12 protein-coding genes are annotated in these 17,052 nt (G+C 48.3%); 9 read left to right on the top strand and 3 right to left on the bottom strand.

Going from position 1 to position 17,052, the window contains the following annotated elements:
- Window positions 1-97 precede the first annotated feature (97 nt).
- The 6 genes from BCV73_RS13645 (at window position 98) to BCV73_RS13620 (ending at window position 10,572) form a co-directional block, all read left to right on the top strand.
- Window positions 98-1,003 carry an ABC transporter permease gene (locus tag BCV73_RS13645; RefSeq protein WP_089547527.1) on the top strand — a complete coding sequence of 302 codons (906 nt, stop codon included), beginning with the start codon at window positions 98-100 and terminating at the stop codon, window positions 1,001-1,003.
- Window positions 1,004-1,048: 45 nt separating this feature from the next.
- Window positions 1,049-1,927: a carbohydrate ABC transporter permease gene (locus tag BCV73_RS13640; protein WP_076164971.1), complete on the top strand. Its 879-nt coding sequence runs from the start codon at window positions 1,049-1,051 to the stop codon at window positions 1,925-1,927.
- 39 nt (window positions 1,928-1,966) lie between these two features.
- The gene (locus BCV73_RS13635; protein WP_089547526.1) at window positions 1,967-3,697 is read left to right on the top strand and encodes a sensor histidine kinase; all 1,731 of its coding nucleotides are present in this window, start codon (window positions 1,967-1,969) and stop codon (window positions 3,695-3,697) included.
- 12 nt (window positions 3,698-3,709) lie between these two features.
- Window positions 3,710-5,392: a response regulator gene (locus BCV73_RS13630; protein WP_089547525.1), complete on the top strand. Its 1,683-nt coding sequence runs from the start codon at window positions 3,710-3,712 to the stop codon at window positions 5,390-5,392.
- Window positions 5,393-5,492: 100 nt separating this feature from the next.
- The gene (locus BCV73_RS13625) at window positions 5,493-6,767 is read left to right on the top strand and encodes a Gfo/Idh/MocA family protein (protein ID WP_089547524.1); all 1,275 of its coding nucleotides are present in this window, start codon (window positions 5,493-5,495) and stop codon (window positions 6,765-6,767) included.
- Window positions 6,768-7,050: 283 nt separating this feature from the next.
- On the top strand, window positions 7,051-10,572 hold the full coding sequence (locus BCV73_RS13620; RefSeq protein ID WP_089547523.1) for a discoidin domain-containing protein: 3,522 nt from the start codon (window positions 7,051-7,053) through the stop codon (window positions 10,570-10,572).
- Window positions 10,573-10,694: 122 nt separating this feature from the next.
- Here BCV73_RS13620 and BCV73_RS13615 read toward each other — a convergent pair whose 3' ends face one another.
- Window positions 10,695-11,510 carry an alpha/beta fold hydrolase gene (locus tag BCV73_RS13615; protein WP_089547522.1) on the bottom strand — a complete coding sequence of 272 codons (816 nt, stop codon included), beginning with the start codon at window positions 11,508-11,510 and terminating at the stop codon, window positions 10,695-10,697.
- 221 nt (window positions 11,511-11,731) lie between these two features.
- The gene (locus BCV73_RS13610) at window positions 11,732-12,313 is read right to left on the bottom strand and encodes a DUF6241 domain-containing protein (protein ID WP_089547521.1); all 582 of its coding nucleotides are present in this window, start codon (window positions 12,311-12,313) and stop codon (window positions 11,732-11,734) included.
- Window positions 12,314-12,602: 289 nt separating this feature from the next.
- Between BCV73_RS13610 and BCV73_RS13605 the strand changes: the two genes are divergently transcribed.
- From BCV73_RS13605 to BCV73_RS13595, 3 genes are all read left to right on the top strand, one after another.
- Window positions 12,603-13,082, top strand: a complete 480-nt coding sequence (locus tag BCV73_RS13605) for a GyrI-like domain-containing protein (RefSeq protein WP_089547520.1) — start codon at window positions 12,603-12,605, stop codon at window positions 13,080-13,082.
- A gap of 34 nt (window positions 13,083-13,116) precedes the next feature.
- Window positions 13,117-13,539 (top strand): DoxX family protein, encoded by a 423-nt coding sequence (locus BCV73_RS13600; protein WP_089547519.1) that lies wholly within the window; start codon window positions 13,117-13,119, stop codon window positions 13,537-13,539.
- 195 nt (window positions 13,540-13,734) lie between these two features.
- A complete protein-coding gene (locus BCV73_RS13595) occupies window positions 13,735-14,214 on the top strand; it encodes a GyrI-like domain-containing protein (protein WP_089547518.1) in 480 nt (159 codons plus the stop codon).
- 133 nt (window positions 14,215-14,347) lie between these two features.
- Here BCV73_RS13595 and BCV73_RS13590 read toward each other — a convergent pair whose 3' ends face one another.
- The gene (locus BCV73_RS13590; protein WP_089547517.1) at window positions 14,348-16,624 is read right to left on the bottom strand and encodes a penicillin-binding transpeptidase domain-containing protein; all 2,277 of its coding nucleotides are present in this window, start codon (window positions 16,622-16,624) and stop codon (window positions 14,348-14,350) included.
- Window positions 16,625-17,052: the final 428 nt, after the last annotated feature.

The raw sequence follows: 17,052 nt of genomic DNA, 5'->3' as shown, positions 1-17,052 counted from the left end.
AGGGATTGAATCGATGCAATCCCTCTTTTTTTCTGGAATAACCAGGTTCTTGAGCAAGGTATGCACAGCTTGAAAAGTGAATCAGCGAGGTGAAGGTATGTATAGTCTGATGCGAATGTGGAAGAAGGAATGGCCGCTTCATTTGATGCTGCTGCCGGGTTTAGCTTTGATTATTATTTTTAGTTACATTCCGATGACAGGAATTATGATGGCTTTTCAAAAATATGTGCCGAATAAAGGACTGCTCGGCTCCCCGTTTATCGGGTGGAGGAACTTCCAATTGTTAATGGATTATCCGGATATCGGCCGTATTTTTTTTAACACGGTATATATTGCTGTCATGAAAATCGTTGCAGGTTTGTTCGTGCCGATCGCCATTGCCATTTTACTTAATGAACTGCGTAGAGAGTGGATGAAAAGAACGTTCCAAACCCTGGTCTATCTGCCCCATTTTTTATCCTGGGTGCTGCTGAGCGGTATTTTGATCGATATTTTGTCTCCTTCCTCCGGCATATTTAACCAGGTGCTTGGATGGTTCGGTATGAAGCCGATCTTCTTTCTTGGCGACAATAACTGGTTTCCTTATGTCATGGTCATCTCCGATGTATGGAAGGAATTTGGATTTGGCACCATTGTATATTTGGCAGCGCTGACCGGAATTAACCCTACGCTATATGAAGCCGCTGAAATGGATGGCGCGGGACGCTGGAAACAAACGCTTCACGTGACGCTGCCGGGCATGATGCCGATCATCGTTCTGATGCTTACACTTAATATCGGGAATGTGCTGAACGCCGGATTTGATCAAATATTTAACTTGTACAGCGCGCCGGTTTATGAAAGTGCCGATATCATTGATACTTTCGTCTACCGCATGGGGATCCAGCAAGCCCAGTTCGGATTTGCCACAGCTGTCGGCTTATTGAAATCAGTCGTATCTTTTATTTTCATTTCCGTATCCTACGTACTCGCATACCGACTAGCGAATTACCGCATTTTCTAAGAGAGTGGAAAAGTCGGTGATTCAGAAAGGAGACAGATCGTAGTCATGAAACCGTCATTCGGAAGAAGGGCTTTTCTAGTTAGCAATCTACTCTTTCTTGTTCTTGTATCTCTTTTATGCTTAATGCCGATTATTCATATTTTGGCGATTTCCTTTAGCTCGGGTTCGGCGGCAGCAGCCGGCAAGGTTGCGCTGTGGCCTGTAGAATTTACAACAGCGGCTTATGATAATGTGTTCGGTAAGCCTGAATATTTAAGAGCCTTTGGCGTTTCTATAGAGCGGGTTGTAGCAGGGACGGCATTAAGCATGCTGTTAACGATTGTTACAGCTTATCCTTTATCCAAGGACCGCAATGCGTTTCGTCTAAGAACCGTTTATGCCTGGATCTTTGTGTTTACAATTTTGTTCAACGGAGGGCTTATTCCTACTTATTTGACCATTAAAAGCTTGGGACTTATTGATTCTCTCGGGGCGCTGGTGTTACCTGCGGCGATCAATGTGTTCAACGTCATCCTGCTATTGAACTTTTACCGCAATTTGCCCAAGGAGCTTGAGGATGCTTCGCGGATTGACGGAGCCGGGCATTTTGCAACACTTTGGAAAATCTATGTTCCGCTATCGTTGCCTGCACTGGCGACTACGGGGCTTTTCACGATGGTAGGGCATTGGAATAGCTGGTTTGATGGCATGCTCTATATGAATCATCCGGAAAATTATCCGCTGCAAACCTTTTTGCAAACCGTTATTATTAAGATGGATTTTCGATTTATTAAATCAGAAAATGTGGAACTCATGCTCAAGCTGTCTGACCGTACAAGCAGGGCGGCACAAATCTTCGTTGCGGCTTTCCCGATTCTTATTGTCTATCCATTCTTGCAGCGGTTTTTCATTAAAGGCATTGTAATGGGAAGTGTAAAAGAATAGGCAGGAAGGTCGTAGATCTCGGGCACAGGAGAACAAACGATGAAAAGTATATTCTTTTTACAGGATTCCTCTATATTCAAAAAAATAATGGCCGCCTTTTTGGCGGCCTTGCTGCCGCTTATGGCTATTACCTGGATGATGAATGAGCAAGGGGCCGATCATATCCGCAGTGAAATATCCGATTCGATTTTGAATACGACACGGTTTTATCTAGATTCTCTGGATCAGGAAGCAGACCGGATCAGCCGATATTTACCCAACTACGTCATGGACGGGGACTTAATGGAAGTGGCTGCGACAGGTGAGCAGATGAACTTCTATGAGCGGTCTTATAAAATATTGGATATTCAGCACCGCTTGGATTTAATGAAAAATTCCAGTCCGTTTATTCGCGAGTCGAAGGCGTACATTCCGCAGATCGATCGCACGGTGCTGAGCAACAGCTATGAAACCAAGCTGAATGCGGAAGAATATGAAGCGATGCAGCCAGACAAGAAGCTGTATACGGGGCCTTTTATTTATTGGCAGGACCGGTTGTTTATTACGATGCAGTACCCTGCAGGCAAAAAAGACCCGCTCTATGTGGTAGGCGTAGAGCTCTCAACCGGCAAAATTAAAGAGACCTTAGCGCAAATCGGCAATAGCAGGGGAGGACAGACCGTATTGTTTAATCTGGAGCGCGATTGGGAAATCAATAGCGGCCCCGACCTTGAATTGCATGATCTGATGAAGCAGCTGGCTTTTGAGAAGCAGGCAGCGAACGTGGATGAAGGGTATGATACGATCCATTATAAAAACAAGCGATTTCTAACTGTATTCAAATATTCCAGCCTCTGGAATTGTTACATGGTAACGAGCATTCCGGAAGAGATGATTCTCGGTTCGCTGCAGGTATATAAAGCTTTATTTTGGTGGGCCTGCGTGCTTGCCGTTATTATTGTATTTTTCTTTACCTATTTTTTAATCCGGTTAATATACCGTCCATTGATCAAGCTGGTGCGTTCTTTCCGCCGCATGCAGCAAAACGAGCTGGAGCCGATCCTGATCGACCGCAGGAAGGATGAGTTCGGCTATTTATACCAGGCTTTTAACGATACGGTGAAATCTTTGAAAACACTGATTGAGGAAAATTATGAGCAGCAAATTCGCACGCAGCGTTCGGAGCTGAAAAGATTGCAATCGCAAATTAATCCTCATTTTTTATATAACTGCTTTTTCGTGCTTTGCCGTTTGATTAAATCCGATACCCAGAAGGAAAAAGCCTACCAGTTTTGTTTATACATCGGGCAATATTTTCAGTTTATTACTCGTCATAATGATGACGACATTCCGCTGGAGATGGAGCTTGAGCATTCCCGAACTTATGTGGAGATGCAGTCGATCTGTTACGGGGATCGAATACAAGTACTGTTTGACGTCGAAGCCCAGCCGATTGAAGTGCCCCGATTGATTTTGCAGCCTATTATTGAGAATGCTTATAAGTACGCGCTCGGCAATATGCTGGGCACGGGTGAGCTATGGGTGCACAGCAAGCTGCGAAATGATGCTTTGTACATATATGTAGAAGATAACGGCGAGTTCATTACGGACGAAGAGATCGAAGCGCTAGGCAAGAAGCTGCGTTATTCAACAAACCAGATGGAGGAGACAACCGGCCTGTTTAATGTTCATCGCAGAATTCAGCTTCGTTATGGAGAAGAGTTTGGGATCACCGTATCACGCTCTGAGCTTGGCGGGCTTCAAGCTATTATTAAACTGAGCATGAGCTAAGGAGGAATTGCCATGTACAGGCTTCTAATCGTAGATGATCTGCCGATTATCGTAGATGGTCTTCTGGAGTTGTTCGAGAAGACGGATCATTTGGAGCTTGAAGTCATGAAAGCCTATTCAGGCGATGAGGCATTGGAGGTACTATCTCATCACCGAATGGATATTGTGATTTCGGATATTAAGATGTCTGGCATAGAGGGTATTGAGCTGCTGCAGGAAATAAAATCGCAGTGGCCGAAGTGCAAAGTTATTTTATTGACAGGGTACAATGATTTTCACTATGCGAAGAGCGCCCTGACGTTTGGGGCTTTTGATTATTTGCTGAAAGTGGAAAGCGACGAGAAGATTATTCATACCGTTGAACGGGCGATAGAGGAAATTGAAGAGGAACAGGATCAGGCGCAAATGATCATGCGGGCCCAGTCCAAAATGAGAAAAGCGCTGCCCTCCTTGCAGAAGGAATATATTTGGGGCATATTTCAAGGCAAGATGATGACAGGGCAGCAGCTTCGGGACGCTTTTGCGGAAATGGACATTCCGCTCGACGCATCGCTGCCGGTCTATTTGCTGATTGGCCGGATCGATGCCTGGAAGGAAATATTCACGGCGCCGGACAAGGCTTTACTCGCTTACGCTCTTCAAAATATCGCCGATGAGTATTTATCCGCCCATTTGCGCTGCTTCTCCGTCGTATTTGACATGAACAAAATGGTATGGATCTTTCAGCCCAAAGCCAGTCCGGAGCTAACGGCGGATACCGGTACGATGGAATGGACCCGGGCATATCGCTATGTGAGCGGCAATTTGGAGGCAATCCAGGCTACCAGCAAAAAGCTGCTGAGTCTCTCCGTATCTTTTCTCATTGGCAGCGAGGCCGTTCCATGGAATCGGCTGTCGGATCGTTTTCATGCGATGAAATACGGTCTTATGCAAGGCCGTGGCTTGTTCCATGAAATCATTATGACCGATCAGGATATTCAGAAGTCCGAAGAAAAAGAGAGGGCAAAAAGCTATCATGACGGCATGTTCCACGCTCGAGTACAGCTGCTGATGAGCTGTCTGGAAAATAATCACCGGGAGCAGTTCAATAAACTGTTTGTTGAGTTGACAAACAGCTGGAAAGATCCGGATACTCCGGATGGTCGAAAGGTTGAGCTGTACCATTCACTATCTGCGGTATTTCTGGCGCATTTGCACAAAAATAAAGAGATGCGAGATTACATCAATACCCAGATGAATTTGGATTTGCTGTTCCGCCAGGAGAAAACCGCTTCATGGACGGAGCTCATTCCTTACTATTGGCAAATTGCGGACTGCTATTTTGAATGGAATGCGATCAGGGGGACAGAGCTGCCCGCAGAGGTCGTCAATAAAGTGCATCGCTATATAGAGGAGCATATTGCGGATGATATATCCCTTACCGCGCTTGGAGATTATGTCAGTTTGAATCCATCCTATTTATCAAGGCTTTACAAGCAGATCACGGGCATTGGACTGTCTACATACGTAAATGATTACCGCAATGTCATGGCAAAGGACATGCTGCTCAATACATCCATGAAGGTCAATGAAATTGCCGCCAAGCTCGGCTATAATTCAGCGCTTGCCTTTATCCGCTTCTTTAAGAAGCAAAATGATATGACACCTCAGGATTTTCGTACGGCCCGTGCCGAAACGATGCAGCAAGGTCAATAAATGTATATGGGATGTAATCAATGATCTCTTTTGATGCGAAGGGTCACCCCTTACAATGAAATCATGATCGATGCCATTGTATAGGCAAGGGGGAAGAACATTGAAAGCATTAACGGCTGTACTATTAGGCGCAGGCAGTAGAGGAAGATACATCTATGGACCATATGCGGAAAAATTCCCGAATGAGCTGAAGTTTGTTGCAGTTGCCGAGCCGGATGATGAACGCAGACAACATTTTGCCGAGATTCATCAAATCGCTGAAGAGCATGTTTATCATTCATGGGAACAAGCATTCGAGCAGGGAAAAATAGCCGACGTAATGATCATCTGCACGCTTGATCGGATGCATTATATACCCGCATTGAAAGCGCTGGAGCTTGGTTACCATGTCATGCTGGAGAAACCGATGTCACCGAATGTGCAGGAATGCATCAAACTGGAGCAAGCTTCTCTTAAGAATAATCGTTTGCTGGCGGTCACGCATGTACTTCGTTATTCCCCGTTCTGGTCGGGCATCAAGAAATGCATCGAGGATGGGGAACTGGGGGCAATCGGCACCATTCAGCTGACAGAAAACGTAGGCTATCACCATATGATTCATAGCTACGTACGCGGCAACTGGCGCAATTCCGAGGAAACAAGCCCGATGATTTTGGCTAAATCCTGCCATGACCTGGACCTCATTTCCTGGCTGATGGATGAGCCGTGCACAGCGGTCAGCTCCTTTGGCTCATTGCTTCATTTTAAAGCCGAGAACGCGCCGGAGGGTGCAGCCGACCGCTGCATCGGTGGCTGCGAAGCAGAGAGGGAATGTGCCTTTTCAGCGATTAAAATGTATTTGGAGCAGCCTGCCGATCATTGGGCGCGCTATATGACACACGATTTATCACAGGAAGGCATTATCCGGGCCCTTAAAGAAGGACCGTTCGGCCGCTGCGTCTATCGCTGCGATAACAATGTTGTCGATCATCAGGTCGTCAATATGGAATTTGCCAGCGGTGCCAACGCTAGCTTTATTATGTCGGGATTAACCAAGAGCGCTACTCGCCGTGTGCAGATTATGGGCACGCAGGGTGAGATCATTGGTGACATGGATAAGGGCTCATTTACGCTGTACCGCTATTCGTCGGGAGAAGAGGTTGAAATTAAATGCAGCGTTCAGGGAGACGGTCACGGCGGAGGGGATGAGCGCATGGTGAGCTCCTTCCTCCAAAATGTACATAAGTTTGATCGCAACATGACCCAAGGGCTTACATCGGCTACAGCTTCCCTGCAAAGCCATTTGATGGCCTTCGCTTCCGAACGATCTCGTCTGCAGCAGGGCAGAAGCATCAAGCTGACAGAGATGTATCAGAAGGAAGAAGCGGGCGTTTGATTGTTGAAATCTGTGAGACGAAGTGGGAAAGCCTAATATTCAACAGAATCACTCGCTGCGAAGTAATCATGGCGGACATCCGCGGCGTCCGGGCTTGCGAAGTGTGTGCCCCGGATGCTGCGTAAGTTCGCGAGTAAAGAAGGAAATGGGAACGAGAGTTTTCTTTTTTTGAAAGCGGTTTCAAAATAAGGCATGTTCCGAATTCCGTGAAAGGGGGGATCCATTCGTTTGACGAGATAATATAAGGCTTTTCCATCAAACCAAATCATGCATGGAGGGACCAATGAAGAAAACAAAAATGAAAGCCTTTTCTGTACTGCTAGCTGCTGCCGTTTTGCTTACACCTGTCGTTCAACCGACAGCCGCACTCGCCATACCCGAAGCTCAGGACATCATGAATGTTTCCGCTGTCGGGCCAAATGATCTGCCGCCCCAACAGCAAGAAGAAAATGGCGATAAGCCCCCAAATGTCACCGATGCCGTTTACGGCGAGGATCCCGGTACGCCCCCACAGGGGCCCCAAGAGAATGAAGCCGCTAGTCTGATGGCTGCATCCTCCACGTTCAGTGGAACCAATTTGGCTCTGAACAAACCGGTTTTCGCTTCCGGCAACGAAGTTGACTATTTGAATCCGGAGCTTGCCGTGGACGGGAAAGGAAACACCAGATGGTCTTCCGCAATAGAAGATGACCAGTGGTTTTACGTTGATCTTGGCGAACCGCAGGATATCGACCGCGTCGTGATTCGCTGGCAAACCCCTGCCGATACTTACAAAATCCTCGTGTCAGTTGACGGTGAGAACTGGGAGAACGTCAGGGATAATGACGGCATTATTCAATGCAAAGGTGGCGTCGAAAGTATCGACTTCTCTGTGCGAGAGGCAAGGTACGTAAAATTCCAGGGTGTCAAACGGGCGCCTGTCGAAGGTACGCTGTACGGATACTCTTTTTATGAGTTCGAAGTGTACCAATTACATGATTTGCAAACGATCATCGACAATGTCTCTGCGTCATTGAAAGTCCAGCCTGGACAAACGAAACTCGATTGGTCGGATGTGGACGTGCCCGAGGGTTATCAAGTCAGCCTGTATGGAAGCGACCGCCAGCCTGTTATCGACCAGGATGGCCAAATCCGTACACCGCTGGTGGATGCCAAAGTCAATCTCATCGTACAAGTGGAAGATGAGAAAGACCCGAACCGGAAGCTGATTTCGGGGAATATTCCCGTCGTGGTGCCGGGACTGCATAAGCAAACTCCGGACCGGAACGCCGAACCGGACGTCATTCCGTCCCTGCAGGAATGGTACGGAGATACCGGCGAGTTTAGGTTGAAAAACTCTTCGCGTATCGTCGTGAATCCGCAAGACGAATCCGCTTTGCGGAATGCGGCCGAGCTGACCCGCCGGGATTTGCTGGATTTGACCGGGGATGATCTCAAGATTGTGGCCGGCAAACCGAAAGCCGGTGATTTGTACTTGTCCATCGATCCATCCCTGACAAGGCTCGGCGAAGAAGGCAACCGGTTCAAGGTCGGCGATTACGTTTCGATCGCTTCCGTGTCCGCCAAAGGAGCGTTTTACGGTACGAGAACCGCGCTGCAAATCATCAAGCAGCATCCGGACCGGACGATTCCGAGAGGCGAAGCCATGGATTATCCGAAATACGCCCAGCGCGGATTGATGATCGATGTCGCGCGCAAGTTTTATACGATCGATTTTCTCCGAAATTACGTGAAATTGTTGTCCTGGTACAAAATGAACACATTCCAAATCCATTTGAACGATGACGTCGGTACACCGTTTGCGGACGGCACGACGGCCGCCTTCCGTCTCGAAAGCACCACCTATCCAGGGCTGGCAAGTCCGAACGGCCATTATACGAAGCAGGAATTTAAGGATCTGCAGCTGCTGGGCATGGAATACGGCATAAACATCATTCCGGAAATCGATACGCCGGGACATTCCCGAGCATTCACTTCCTACAATCCGGCGCTTGGAAATGACCGGGGGCTCGATATTACCAAACCGGAAACCGTTCAGTTCGTCAAATATTTATGGGATGAATATGTGGAAGGAAATGATCCGACGTTCATCGGTCCGGACGTCAACATCGGTACAGACGAATACGGCGGAAATACCGAAGTGTTCCGCGGTTATATGGATACGATGATCAAGCATATCAACAGCAAAGGCAAACATCCGCATTTGTGGGGCGAACTTACACAACATAACGGCACGACGCCGATCAGCACCGACGCTACCATGAACATATGGCATGAACCTTATGGTTCTCCGCAGCAGGCAGTGGATCTCGGCTATGACGTCATCAACACCCAAAACGTATTCCTGTACATCGTCCCTACTCTATACGGCGACTATTTGAATTCCCAATTCATCTACAATGAGTGGGAGCCGGTGAAGTGGGAAACGACGACACTTCCTTACGGCCACCCGCGCGTCAAAGGCGGTATGTTCTGCTTATGGAATGACGTGTCCGAAGCCAACGGCCTGTCGATGGACGATTCGCATGAACGTTTGCTTCCGGGAATTCAAGCAGTTTCGGAAAAAATGTGGACCGGAACGATGGATGACCGATCCTACGAGAAATTCGAGCAGCGGGCGAAGGCAATCGCCGATGCGCCAAACGCCGACATGTCCCACAAAATCACCGTAAGCAGCAATGATAACAAAGTCATTTCGTATCTTTTTGAGAACAAATTCAAGGACGAATCCGGAAACCGCTTTGACGGCAAGGGCGTGAACGTCAATATAACGGAAGGAAAATACGGCAATGGTGTTCGACTGAATGGCGGGAAGAGCTACATTCAAACGCCGATCGATGCCTTAGGTTTCGGCTGGACGGTTTCGATGTGGATCAAACCTGATAAAAACAATCCCGATAACGCTGTATTGATGGAATCTCCGGCCGGAACGCTAAAATTGAAACAAGGCAGTAGCGGCAAGCTTGGTTTCACAAAGGAGCATTACGACAGTACGTTTAACTACTCGGTTCCGGAAGGCAAGTGGACGCATATCACGCTGAAAGGCGACAAAAAAGGCGTGACACTGTTCGTTAATTTGGACGAATACGTGGAAAGGCTGGAGGAACAATATCCGAAATTAAATACGCTTGTGCTGCCGACACTGCGGATCGGAAGCGAAACGAATGCGTATCAGGGCGTATTGGATAACGTCATGATCTACAATGAACCGATCGAGCTGCTGAGCGGCGATAATTTGGCGCTCCATCAGGCCGCGGAGTCGTCCGAACTCGAATTCCCGTATTACTCTGCTGACAAGGCGGTTGACGGGGATATGTCTCCACTGTCCAGATGGTCGAGCGCTTACGTGGATGACGCGTGGTTTATCGTCGATCTGGGCAAGCCAAAAGACGTCGGCAAGGTCATCATCAAGTGGCAAGGAGCCTACGCCGAAAAATACCAGCTGCTCGTATCTACGGACAAAACGAATTGGACGAATGTGTCCGGCGGTGACGGAGTGATCACCTCTAAGGGCAATCTTCTTGATATCATTACGTTCGATCCGCAGCAGGCGCGTTACGTCAAATTCCAGGGTGTGAAACGTGCCACCGTATTCGGAAACTCCTTCTTTGAATTCGAGGTGTACGGACCCGATAATATTCAGGAGTATAAGCAGCTGATTGCGCAGGTGGAAGATCTTGTGAAGAAAACGGACGACGGAACGCTTCGTAAACTGCTGCTGCAGGTGCTGAATCGTTATCCGTACGACGCGACGGCCGACCTGGGGCCGCTGCGAGATTTGGTGAACGGCATGCATCCCAAATGATTTTATAGAGTTCTTTGTGAGGGTTGGGACACCTTCTTTGACTAACTTGTGCATCATCAGGGAAACGAAAAAACGACAACCGGCATAAAGGCTGTCGTTTTTTCGATTTGCCTATCGTGCTGCTATTGCGGTACCTGCAGCGGGGCGAGCCGTGCATTCCCGACGAACTCCTGCATGACCTCATTAAACTTGTCGCGTTCGTCGTAGAATGAGCCGTGGCCGCTGTACATGAACGGCACAAGCTGCGAATGGGGGATTAACCGCTGCATATCCTCCGCCTGGCTGAATGGAATGACCTGGTCGTGAATGCCATGAACGATCAGCGTTGGAACCTGGATGTGTGACAGGTCGGCGGTTAAATCAAAGTCCCGCAGCATGACGATGATCGCGGCCGTCGACCACCCGGCAGCCTGCATGCCCATCTGAACAAACCAGTCCGCGAATGGCTTGCTGATGTACCGGAAGAAGAAAATGTCGGTCACGCCGCGCATCATGTTTGCCCGGTCGTTTAACGACTGCTTCAGCAGCTGCGCTGCCGTCTCTTTGGTGAAACCGCGCGGCGCGGCCGCGTCGATCAGTACGAGTTTGGATACGCCGCCGCCATTGTACCGCACGACGTATTTGATCGCGATCGCTCCACCGGTCGAATGCCCGGCGAGCACGAAGTCTTTCAGCTGCAGCGCATCAACGACGGCGCGAATATCGTCCGCAAGCCGTTCTAAATGATATCCACCGTAGGGTCGGTCCGACTTGCCGAAGCCACGCCAGTCGATGCCGATGCAGCGGTAACCCATGCCCGGCAGCACGTTGAACTGATATTCGAACTGGTCATGATCAAGCGGCCAGCCATGAAGAAACACGATTGTTTTGCTTCCTGCGGGGTTGATGTCCTCCACATAGAGTTGTACCCCCGGCTCAACTGTCACATAGTATCCCACTGTCCATGCCTCCGTAAATCAAAATCCTTTCCCGATAGGATACGCGCCCAGCGCCCAAACGTGAATGCCCTGTCGCGGCATAGCCGCATGCCGGAAGCATGGCAGAACCGTGGGGTGTATTTTTCGTTCCACTAATGGCTGGATAGACCGATAGTGAGAAGGGGCTGCCTTGCAGGAGACAGCCTTTTTTATGGGCAAAAAAGGGAGCCGCTGAGGGCTCCTTATTCATTATGAAATGTATTCTTGATGAATTCCTGTTCCTCTTTCTCCGTAAGAACTCCTTTCGCTTTCCCGATCGACCCATTTTCGATCATCCAAAAGAAGTTATGATCCTCATCGACGGTAGAAAAGTCGCCGGCCTCCCATTTCTTTGCGATATCGAGCATCCTTGCGTAATTAATCCAACTCGTCCCCTTGACTTGAATGATCTGTTCCAGCAGCTGCACCCGTTCCGGCGTCATTTCGATTGAGATCCACTTTTCCTTGGCTTTTACCTTTTGATGGGTCATATGGTGCATCATATTGACGACGTCACTCTCTGCTACAACGATCTCGGGCTTTAAAGCGTCTTTCAGCAGTAGATCAACTTTGTCATTGTCATCTGTGCGAAGGTTCCCAAGGTCGGTTCGGGTTTGCCCAGGTTTCGGAGAAGGTGCAGGAGTCAGATTCTCGGCTTGTTTACGATCATCCGGGTCAGTCACTAGAGCATCTATGAAGTGTTTGACAAAAAGGCCAGTTCCAACAATGACGGCAATGGCTGCCACGACAACAACCGTGATAACCCATTTCTTTTTAGTGGACATTTCAAGATTCTCCCGATAAGTTTGTGTACTTCGTACATAAATACACTATAGATTTCGGACTATATCCCGTCAATAGCCTGGGAACTTAGAAAAGAAGCCGATGATGTAGCTCTTAAAGTCAATGGAGAGCGCTGTAAGAAGGCAGATTTGTTGGGTCAGGCAGGTCAGAATTGTGGATTTCGTTATCGGGCTCTCTAAACAGTATCATATTATGACATGATTCATCGTTATGATTAACCCATCAAGAAAAACAAATGATTTGATCAAAACAAAAAAAGGAGCTGGGATGATGGCAGCATTTATTCTTGAGGAGAAAGACAGCTTAATCGTGGTAGGGATTGGAACGGAACTGAAGAGCGAGTACACGGACTATGTGGGCATGAACAAGGAGAAGGAAAACTTCCGGCGAACCGTGGAGCAGGATGGAAGGCTTGACACTTTAAAGGCTGTCGCTGCGAACGACTACATCTTCGCTGTAAACGAACTGGTAAACGGCAAGCGGATGTATTATGTCGGTGTCATGACAGAAGCATCATTATCGGAAGAACACAGAGAGATCCAATTCCCTAAAGGACCATACCTCGTCATCAAAGGCGAAGGGAAAACGGCAGACGATTTAAGTCGTACGCTTACCGGCATTGCCTTTGGTCAAATCTTACCCGAAGCCGAAAACTTCGCGTATGTCGGCGGGCCCAACGCCACGGTCGAGATGGGGCACCGTGACAACCTTGTACATGGCGAAATGTGGATCCCGGTTGTGAAGAAGTAAATAAAACAAAAATAAAACCTTAGGAGGAATGGAAATGAATACGATTACCAGTAATGAAAAAATAACGAAGGTTGAATCCCGTCGGATCGGAAAGACGGCCGCTTATTGGACTGTCACCATCATTCTCGCATTCTCTATTGCATTAAGCGGGATCGGGCAATTGATGCGATTGGGTGGCAATGTCGATTTAGTGACTCATATTGGTTTCCCGTTATATATTACTTACATTCTCGGTATTTGGAAATTGCTTGGAATCCTTGCGATCGTCATACCAGGCTTCCCCCGTCTTAAGGAATGGGCTTATAGCGGTATCTTTTTTCTAATGACAGGTGCGGCCTTGTCTCATGTGTTCGCTCATGATTATGGGGTTGGTGGATTCAATGTAATTCTTCCGCTTTTCTATGCCGCGCTTGGCATGGCCTCCTGGGCGCTGCGTCCGAAAAGCCGCAGACTCTAATAAAGGCGTGGCATGACGCAACCTCATTCGTGATCCGATAGACTTCCCCTGCCTAATATTAGGTAGGGGAGCTGCGGGGAGGACAATTGGTTGCCTTCTAAACAGTATCATGTTTTGACATGATTTATGGTTATGATAAACCTATCAAGTGATTAAACCAATGAATTGATCCATTCAAAAAAAGGAGCTGGAATGATGGCAACGTATACCTTTGAGGAAAAAGACAGCTTTAGCGTTCTTGGTATTGGAACGGAGCTGAAGAGCGATTACACGGATTATGCAGGCATGAACAAGGAGAAGGAGAACTTTTGGCGGTCCGTGGAACAGGATGGAAGACTTGAAACGTTAAAGGCTATTGCAGCGAACGACTATATTTTTGCGGTAAACGAAGCGGTAAATCACAAGATGATGTATTATGCTGGCGTCATGACAGATTCCTCGATCCCGGAAGAACACAGGGTGATCCAATTCCCAAAGGGACAATATCTTGTCGTTAAAGGCGAAGGGAAGTCGGCTGATGAGTTGAGTAATACGCTTACTGGGATTGCCTTTGGTCAAGTTCTGCCAGCAGCCGAACATTACGCTTATGTTGGCGGACCCAATGCAACGGTTGAGATAGGGCAGCGAGACGGTTTAGTATATGGGGAAATGTGGATTCCGGTTGTCGAGAAGTAAACGAGATTAGCAAGAAGCATGAGGAGCTTTCTTATACGCTAAAAAACCCCGTTTCTATGTAAAGAAGCGGGGTTTGTTTATTTTCACTTCTAAAAATAATCGCACTAAAAGGTCGAGTAATCTGTGCCGCAATTCAGTTATCGCCAGCTTCTTTACCGGACTTGCCGGCGGCCAAATCGTCCGCTGACGTATCTTCCGAAATGGAATTACCCTCCGTGGAGGAGGATGAAGCATCCTGCGATACCTCTTCATCCTTGACCGGCTTCAGCGTCAGCTGGACGGAACGCTTACCATTCTTGTCCGTGACGAGCTGCTCGCTGACGTATCCTTCCCCTTGGACGGTAACCGAGCATTTCAGCAAGGTCAAAATATCCAGCGCATCGCGCAGCGATTCGCCTTTTAGGTCCGGCACCGTCATTTTATCGGTCTCCTCCGTGAGCAGATAGATGCGCTGACCCGGACTCATCGGCGTTCCCGCTGCCGGGAACTGCCGGATGACCGAGGCACCCTTGCCAATGGACTCAAAATCGACACCGGCGTTCAGCAGCTTTTGTTTGGCGTCCTTCACCGCCAGCTTCGTCAGCGTCGGAGCCTCAGGACGTTCCACCGTCGTTTTGCCATCGGACGTTTTTTTGGTGTTTGACTTCGGCACACCCATGTACGGCAGGGCCTGGGACACGATTTTCTTAAAGATAGGTGCCGCCACTTTGCCCCCACCGACATCCGGATCATTCGGCTGGTCCACAATGACAATAAGGGCAATCTTCGGGTCGTTCACTGGCGCGAAGCCGATAAAGGAAACGACGGATTTCGAATAATCTGGTTTTAAGTCCGGGCCGTATTTGACCGCAGTACCTGTTTTACCAGCAACGCGGTAACCTTCGATATATGCGTGTTTTCCGGTACCGATCGCCTGGTCTGCCACAACCTGCTCCAGATAGCTGCTCGTTTCCTTGGCGGCTTCCGGAGAGATGACCTGTCGGACGACGTCTGTCTTTGAGGATTGGGTTACTTTCCCAGTATCCGGGTCCGTGACTTCTTTAATAATATGAGGTTTCAGCAGCTTACCGCCGTTTGCTACCGCGCTGATCGCCGCCAGCTGCTGGATCGGCGTCACGGACACGCCGTGACCGTAAGAAGCCGTTGCCACTTCGACCGGACCCGGAAGGTTGATCGTCTTGGATATTTCGCCGGGAAGCTCAATGTCTGTTTTCTGGCCGAAACCGAAGTCGTTGATATATTTCAGCAGCCGGTCTTTCCCAAGCATTTCCGATCCCAGCTTGACAAACGCAACGTTACTGGAGCGCTTCACGCCTTCCAGGTACGTGATCTGCCCCCATCCCGAGCGGACAATGTCATGGAGGGGCGTATGAGTCCCTTTGACGTAGATTTGTCCGGACTGGTAGAAGGCGTTCGGGTTAAACAGTTTCTCCTGCACCGCACCGGCGAGTGTCACGATCTTGAACGTGGAGCCCGGCTCGTACGTAGCCTTCACGGCATAGTTGAAAAAATCCTTCTGTTCATACGCGGGGTCCCAATATGTATTCGGGTTGAACGTTGGCAAGTTCGCCATCCCGAGAATCTCCATTGTTTTCGGATCGGCCGCAATGACTGTCATGCTGATCGGCTTGTACTGCTCATACGTTTCTTTCATCGCGTCTTCGATATAATACTGGATCGTATCGTCGATCGTGAGCTTTACATTTTTACCATTAACAGCCGGCTTGTACACCATATTTGCGTGGGGAAGCCGGTCTCCTTGCCGGTCGCTTTCGTATTTCATTTCTCCGGGGGTACCTTTGAGGTAATCATCTATGGATGCCTCAAGACCAGCGACAGCCTCACCGTCCCGGTCGGTATAACCCAAAATATGAGCCGCAAGTGTTCCCTTCGGATAATACCGCTTCTGCTCATTACGGAAGCCTATCCCGGTCTCCATTCCTTTTTTTTCTTTCTCAAGCTGGTCCATTAACTCTTTGTTCAAATCATCGATCTGAGCCTTTTTCGTTTCATCAATTTTCCACCCTTCATTCCGAACCTCCCGGCCAGGGCGGTATTTCCCATCCTTTTTAGCATTTACAAGTGCCTTAAGCTCGCTTTCATCCTTGCCCAAAATGTTGTGCAGTCCTTCGATAATTTCGTTCTCCAGTCCGTTTTCGTGGATGACGGCCGGATTGACGATAACGGTATAGGCCGGAATGTCGGAAGCCAGCACATCGCCGTTCCGGTCCGTGATCATGCCGCGGGATGCCGGAATCGTGACATTTCTCGTCCACTGAAATACCGCCCGCTCGTGCCAGTCTTGTCCTTTGACAACCTGCAGCGTAAATACCCGAATCAACAGAACAACAAAGAGAAGGGTAATAAATCCTCCTAGGAGCAGCGCGCGAAGCTTTATTCTTTTAATCATACTCAGCCCTCACAAGTTCTGTACCCTCAAAGTAAATGTTAAATTTCTCTCCGTGTTTCTTACGAATATCTTTTTGTGTCTTCCACATCTGGCTTGTGTAATTGCTTTCAGTACGGTTTAATTTCGCCATAATATCACCCCAGGACAATTTTAATAGAAAAATCCCTAATTGGCTATACTTGGAAATTGAATATCATCGCGGACGGAGATCCAAAGTAAAACTGGCTCCAGGCATGAAGGTATGTAATAGCGTGTATCCGTAAGAACATCAAAGTTTTGGGAATCCTTACTAAATACATGGAGGTTATGGTATACGGAACATTTTAATTCAACAAATAGAATAGAATAGTCTAGTGCTCGCGTATACGATTGAAACATTCATACTCGCTATAGCGTTGTTAAATGTGAGGTGATGATTCATGATCAAA

The organism is Paenibacillus sp. SSG-1, assembly GCF_002224835.1.
Lineage (GTDB): Bacteria > Bacillota > Bacilli > Paenibacillales > Paenibacillaceae > Paenibacillus_AQ > Paenibacillus_AQ favisporus.
This window is presented reverse-complemented; position numbering and strand designations above follow the sequence as displayed.

Bases quoted from the DNA above. Each gene is read 5' to 3' on its own strand.
- BCV73_RS13645 (WP_089547527.1), top strand. From the start codon at position 98: ATGTATAGTCTGATGCGAATGTGGAAGAAGGAATGGCCGCTTCATTTG.
- BCV73_RS13640 (WP_076164971.1), top strand. From the start codon at position 1,049: ATGAAACCGTCATTCGGAAGAAGGGCTTTTCTAGTTAGCAATCTACTC.
- BCV73_RS13635 (WP_089547526.1), top strand. From the start codon at position 1,967: ATGAAAAGTATATTCTTTTTACAGGATTCCTCTATATTCAAAAAAATA.
- BCV73_RS13630 (WP_089547525.1), top strand. From the start codon at position 3,710: ATGTACAGGCTTCTAATCGTAGATGATCTGCCGATTATCGTAGATGGT.
- BCV73_RS13620 (WP_089547523.1), top strand. From the start codon at position 7,051: ATGAAGAAAACAAAAATGAAAGCCTTTTCTGTACTGCTAGCTGCTGCC.
- BCV73_RS13610 (WP_089547521.1), bottom strand. From the start codon at position 12,313: ATGTCCACTAAAAAGAAATGGGTTATCACGGTTGTTGTCGTGGCAGCC.
- BCV73_RS13605 (WP_089547520.1), top strand. From the start codon at position 12,603: ATGGCAGCATTTATTCTTGAGGAGAAAGACAGCTTAATCGTGGTAGGG.
- BCV73_RS13600 (WP_089547519.1), top strand. From the start codon at position 13,117: ATGAATACGATTACCAGTAATGAAAAAATAACGAAGGTTGAATCCCGT.
- BCV73_RS13595 (WP_089547518.1), top strand. From the start codon at position 13,735: ATGGCAACGTATACCTTTGAGGAAAAAGACAGCTTTAGCGTTCTTGGT.
- BCV73_RS13590 (WP_089547517.1), bottom strand. From the start codon at position 16,624: ATGATTAAAAGAATAAAGCTTCGCGCGCTGCTCCTAGGAGGATTTATT.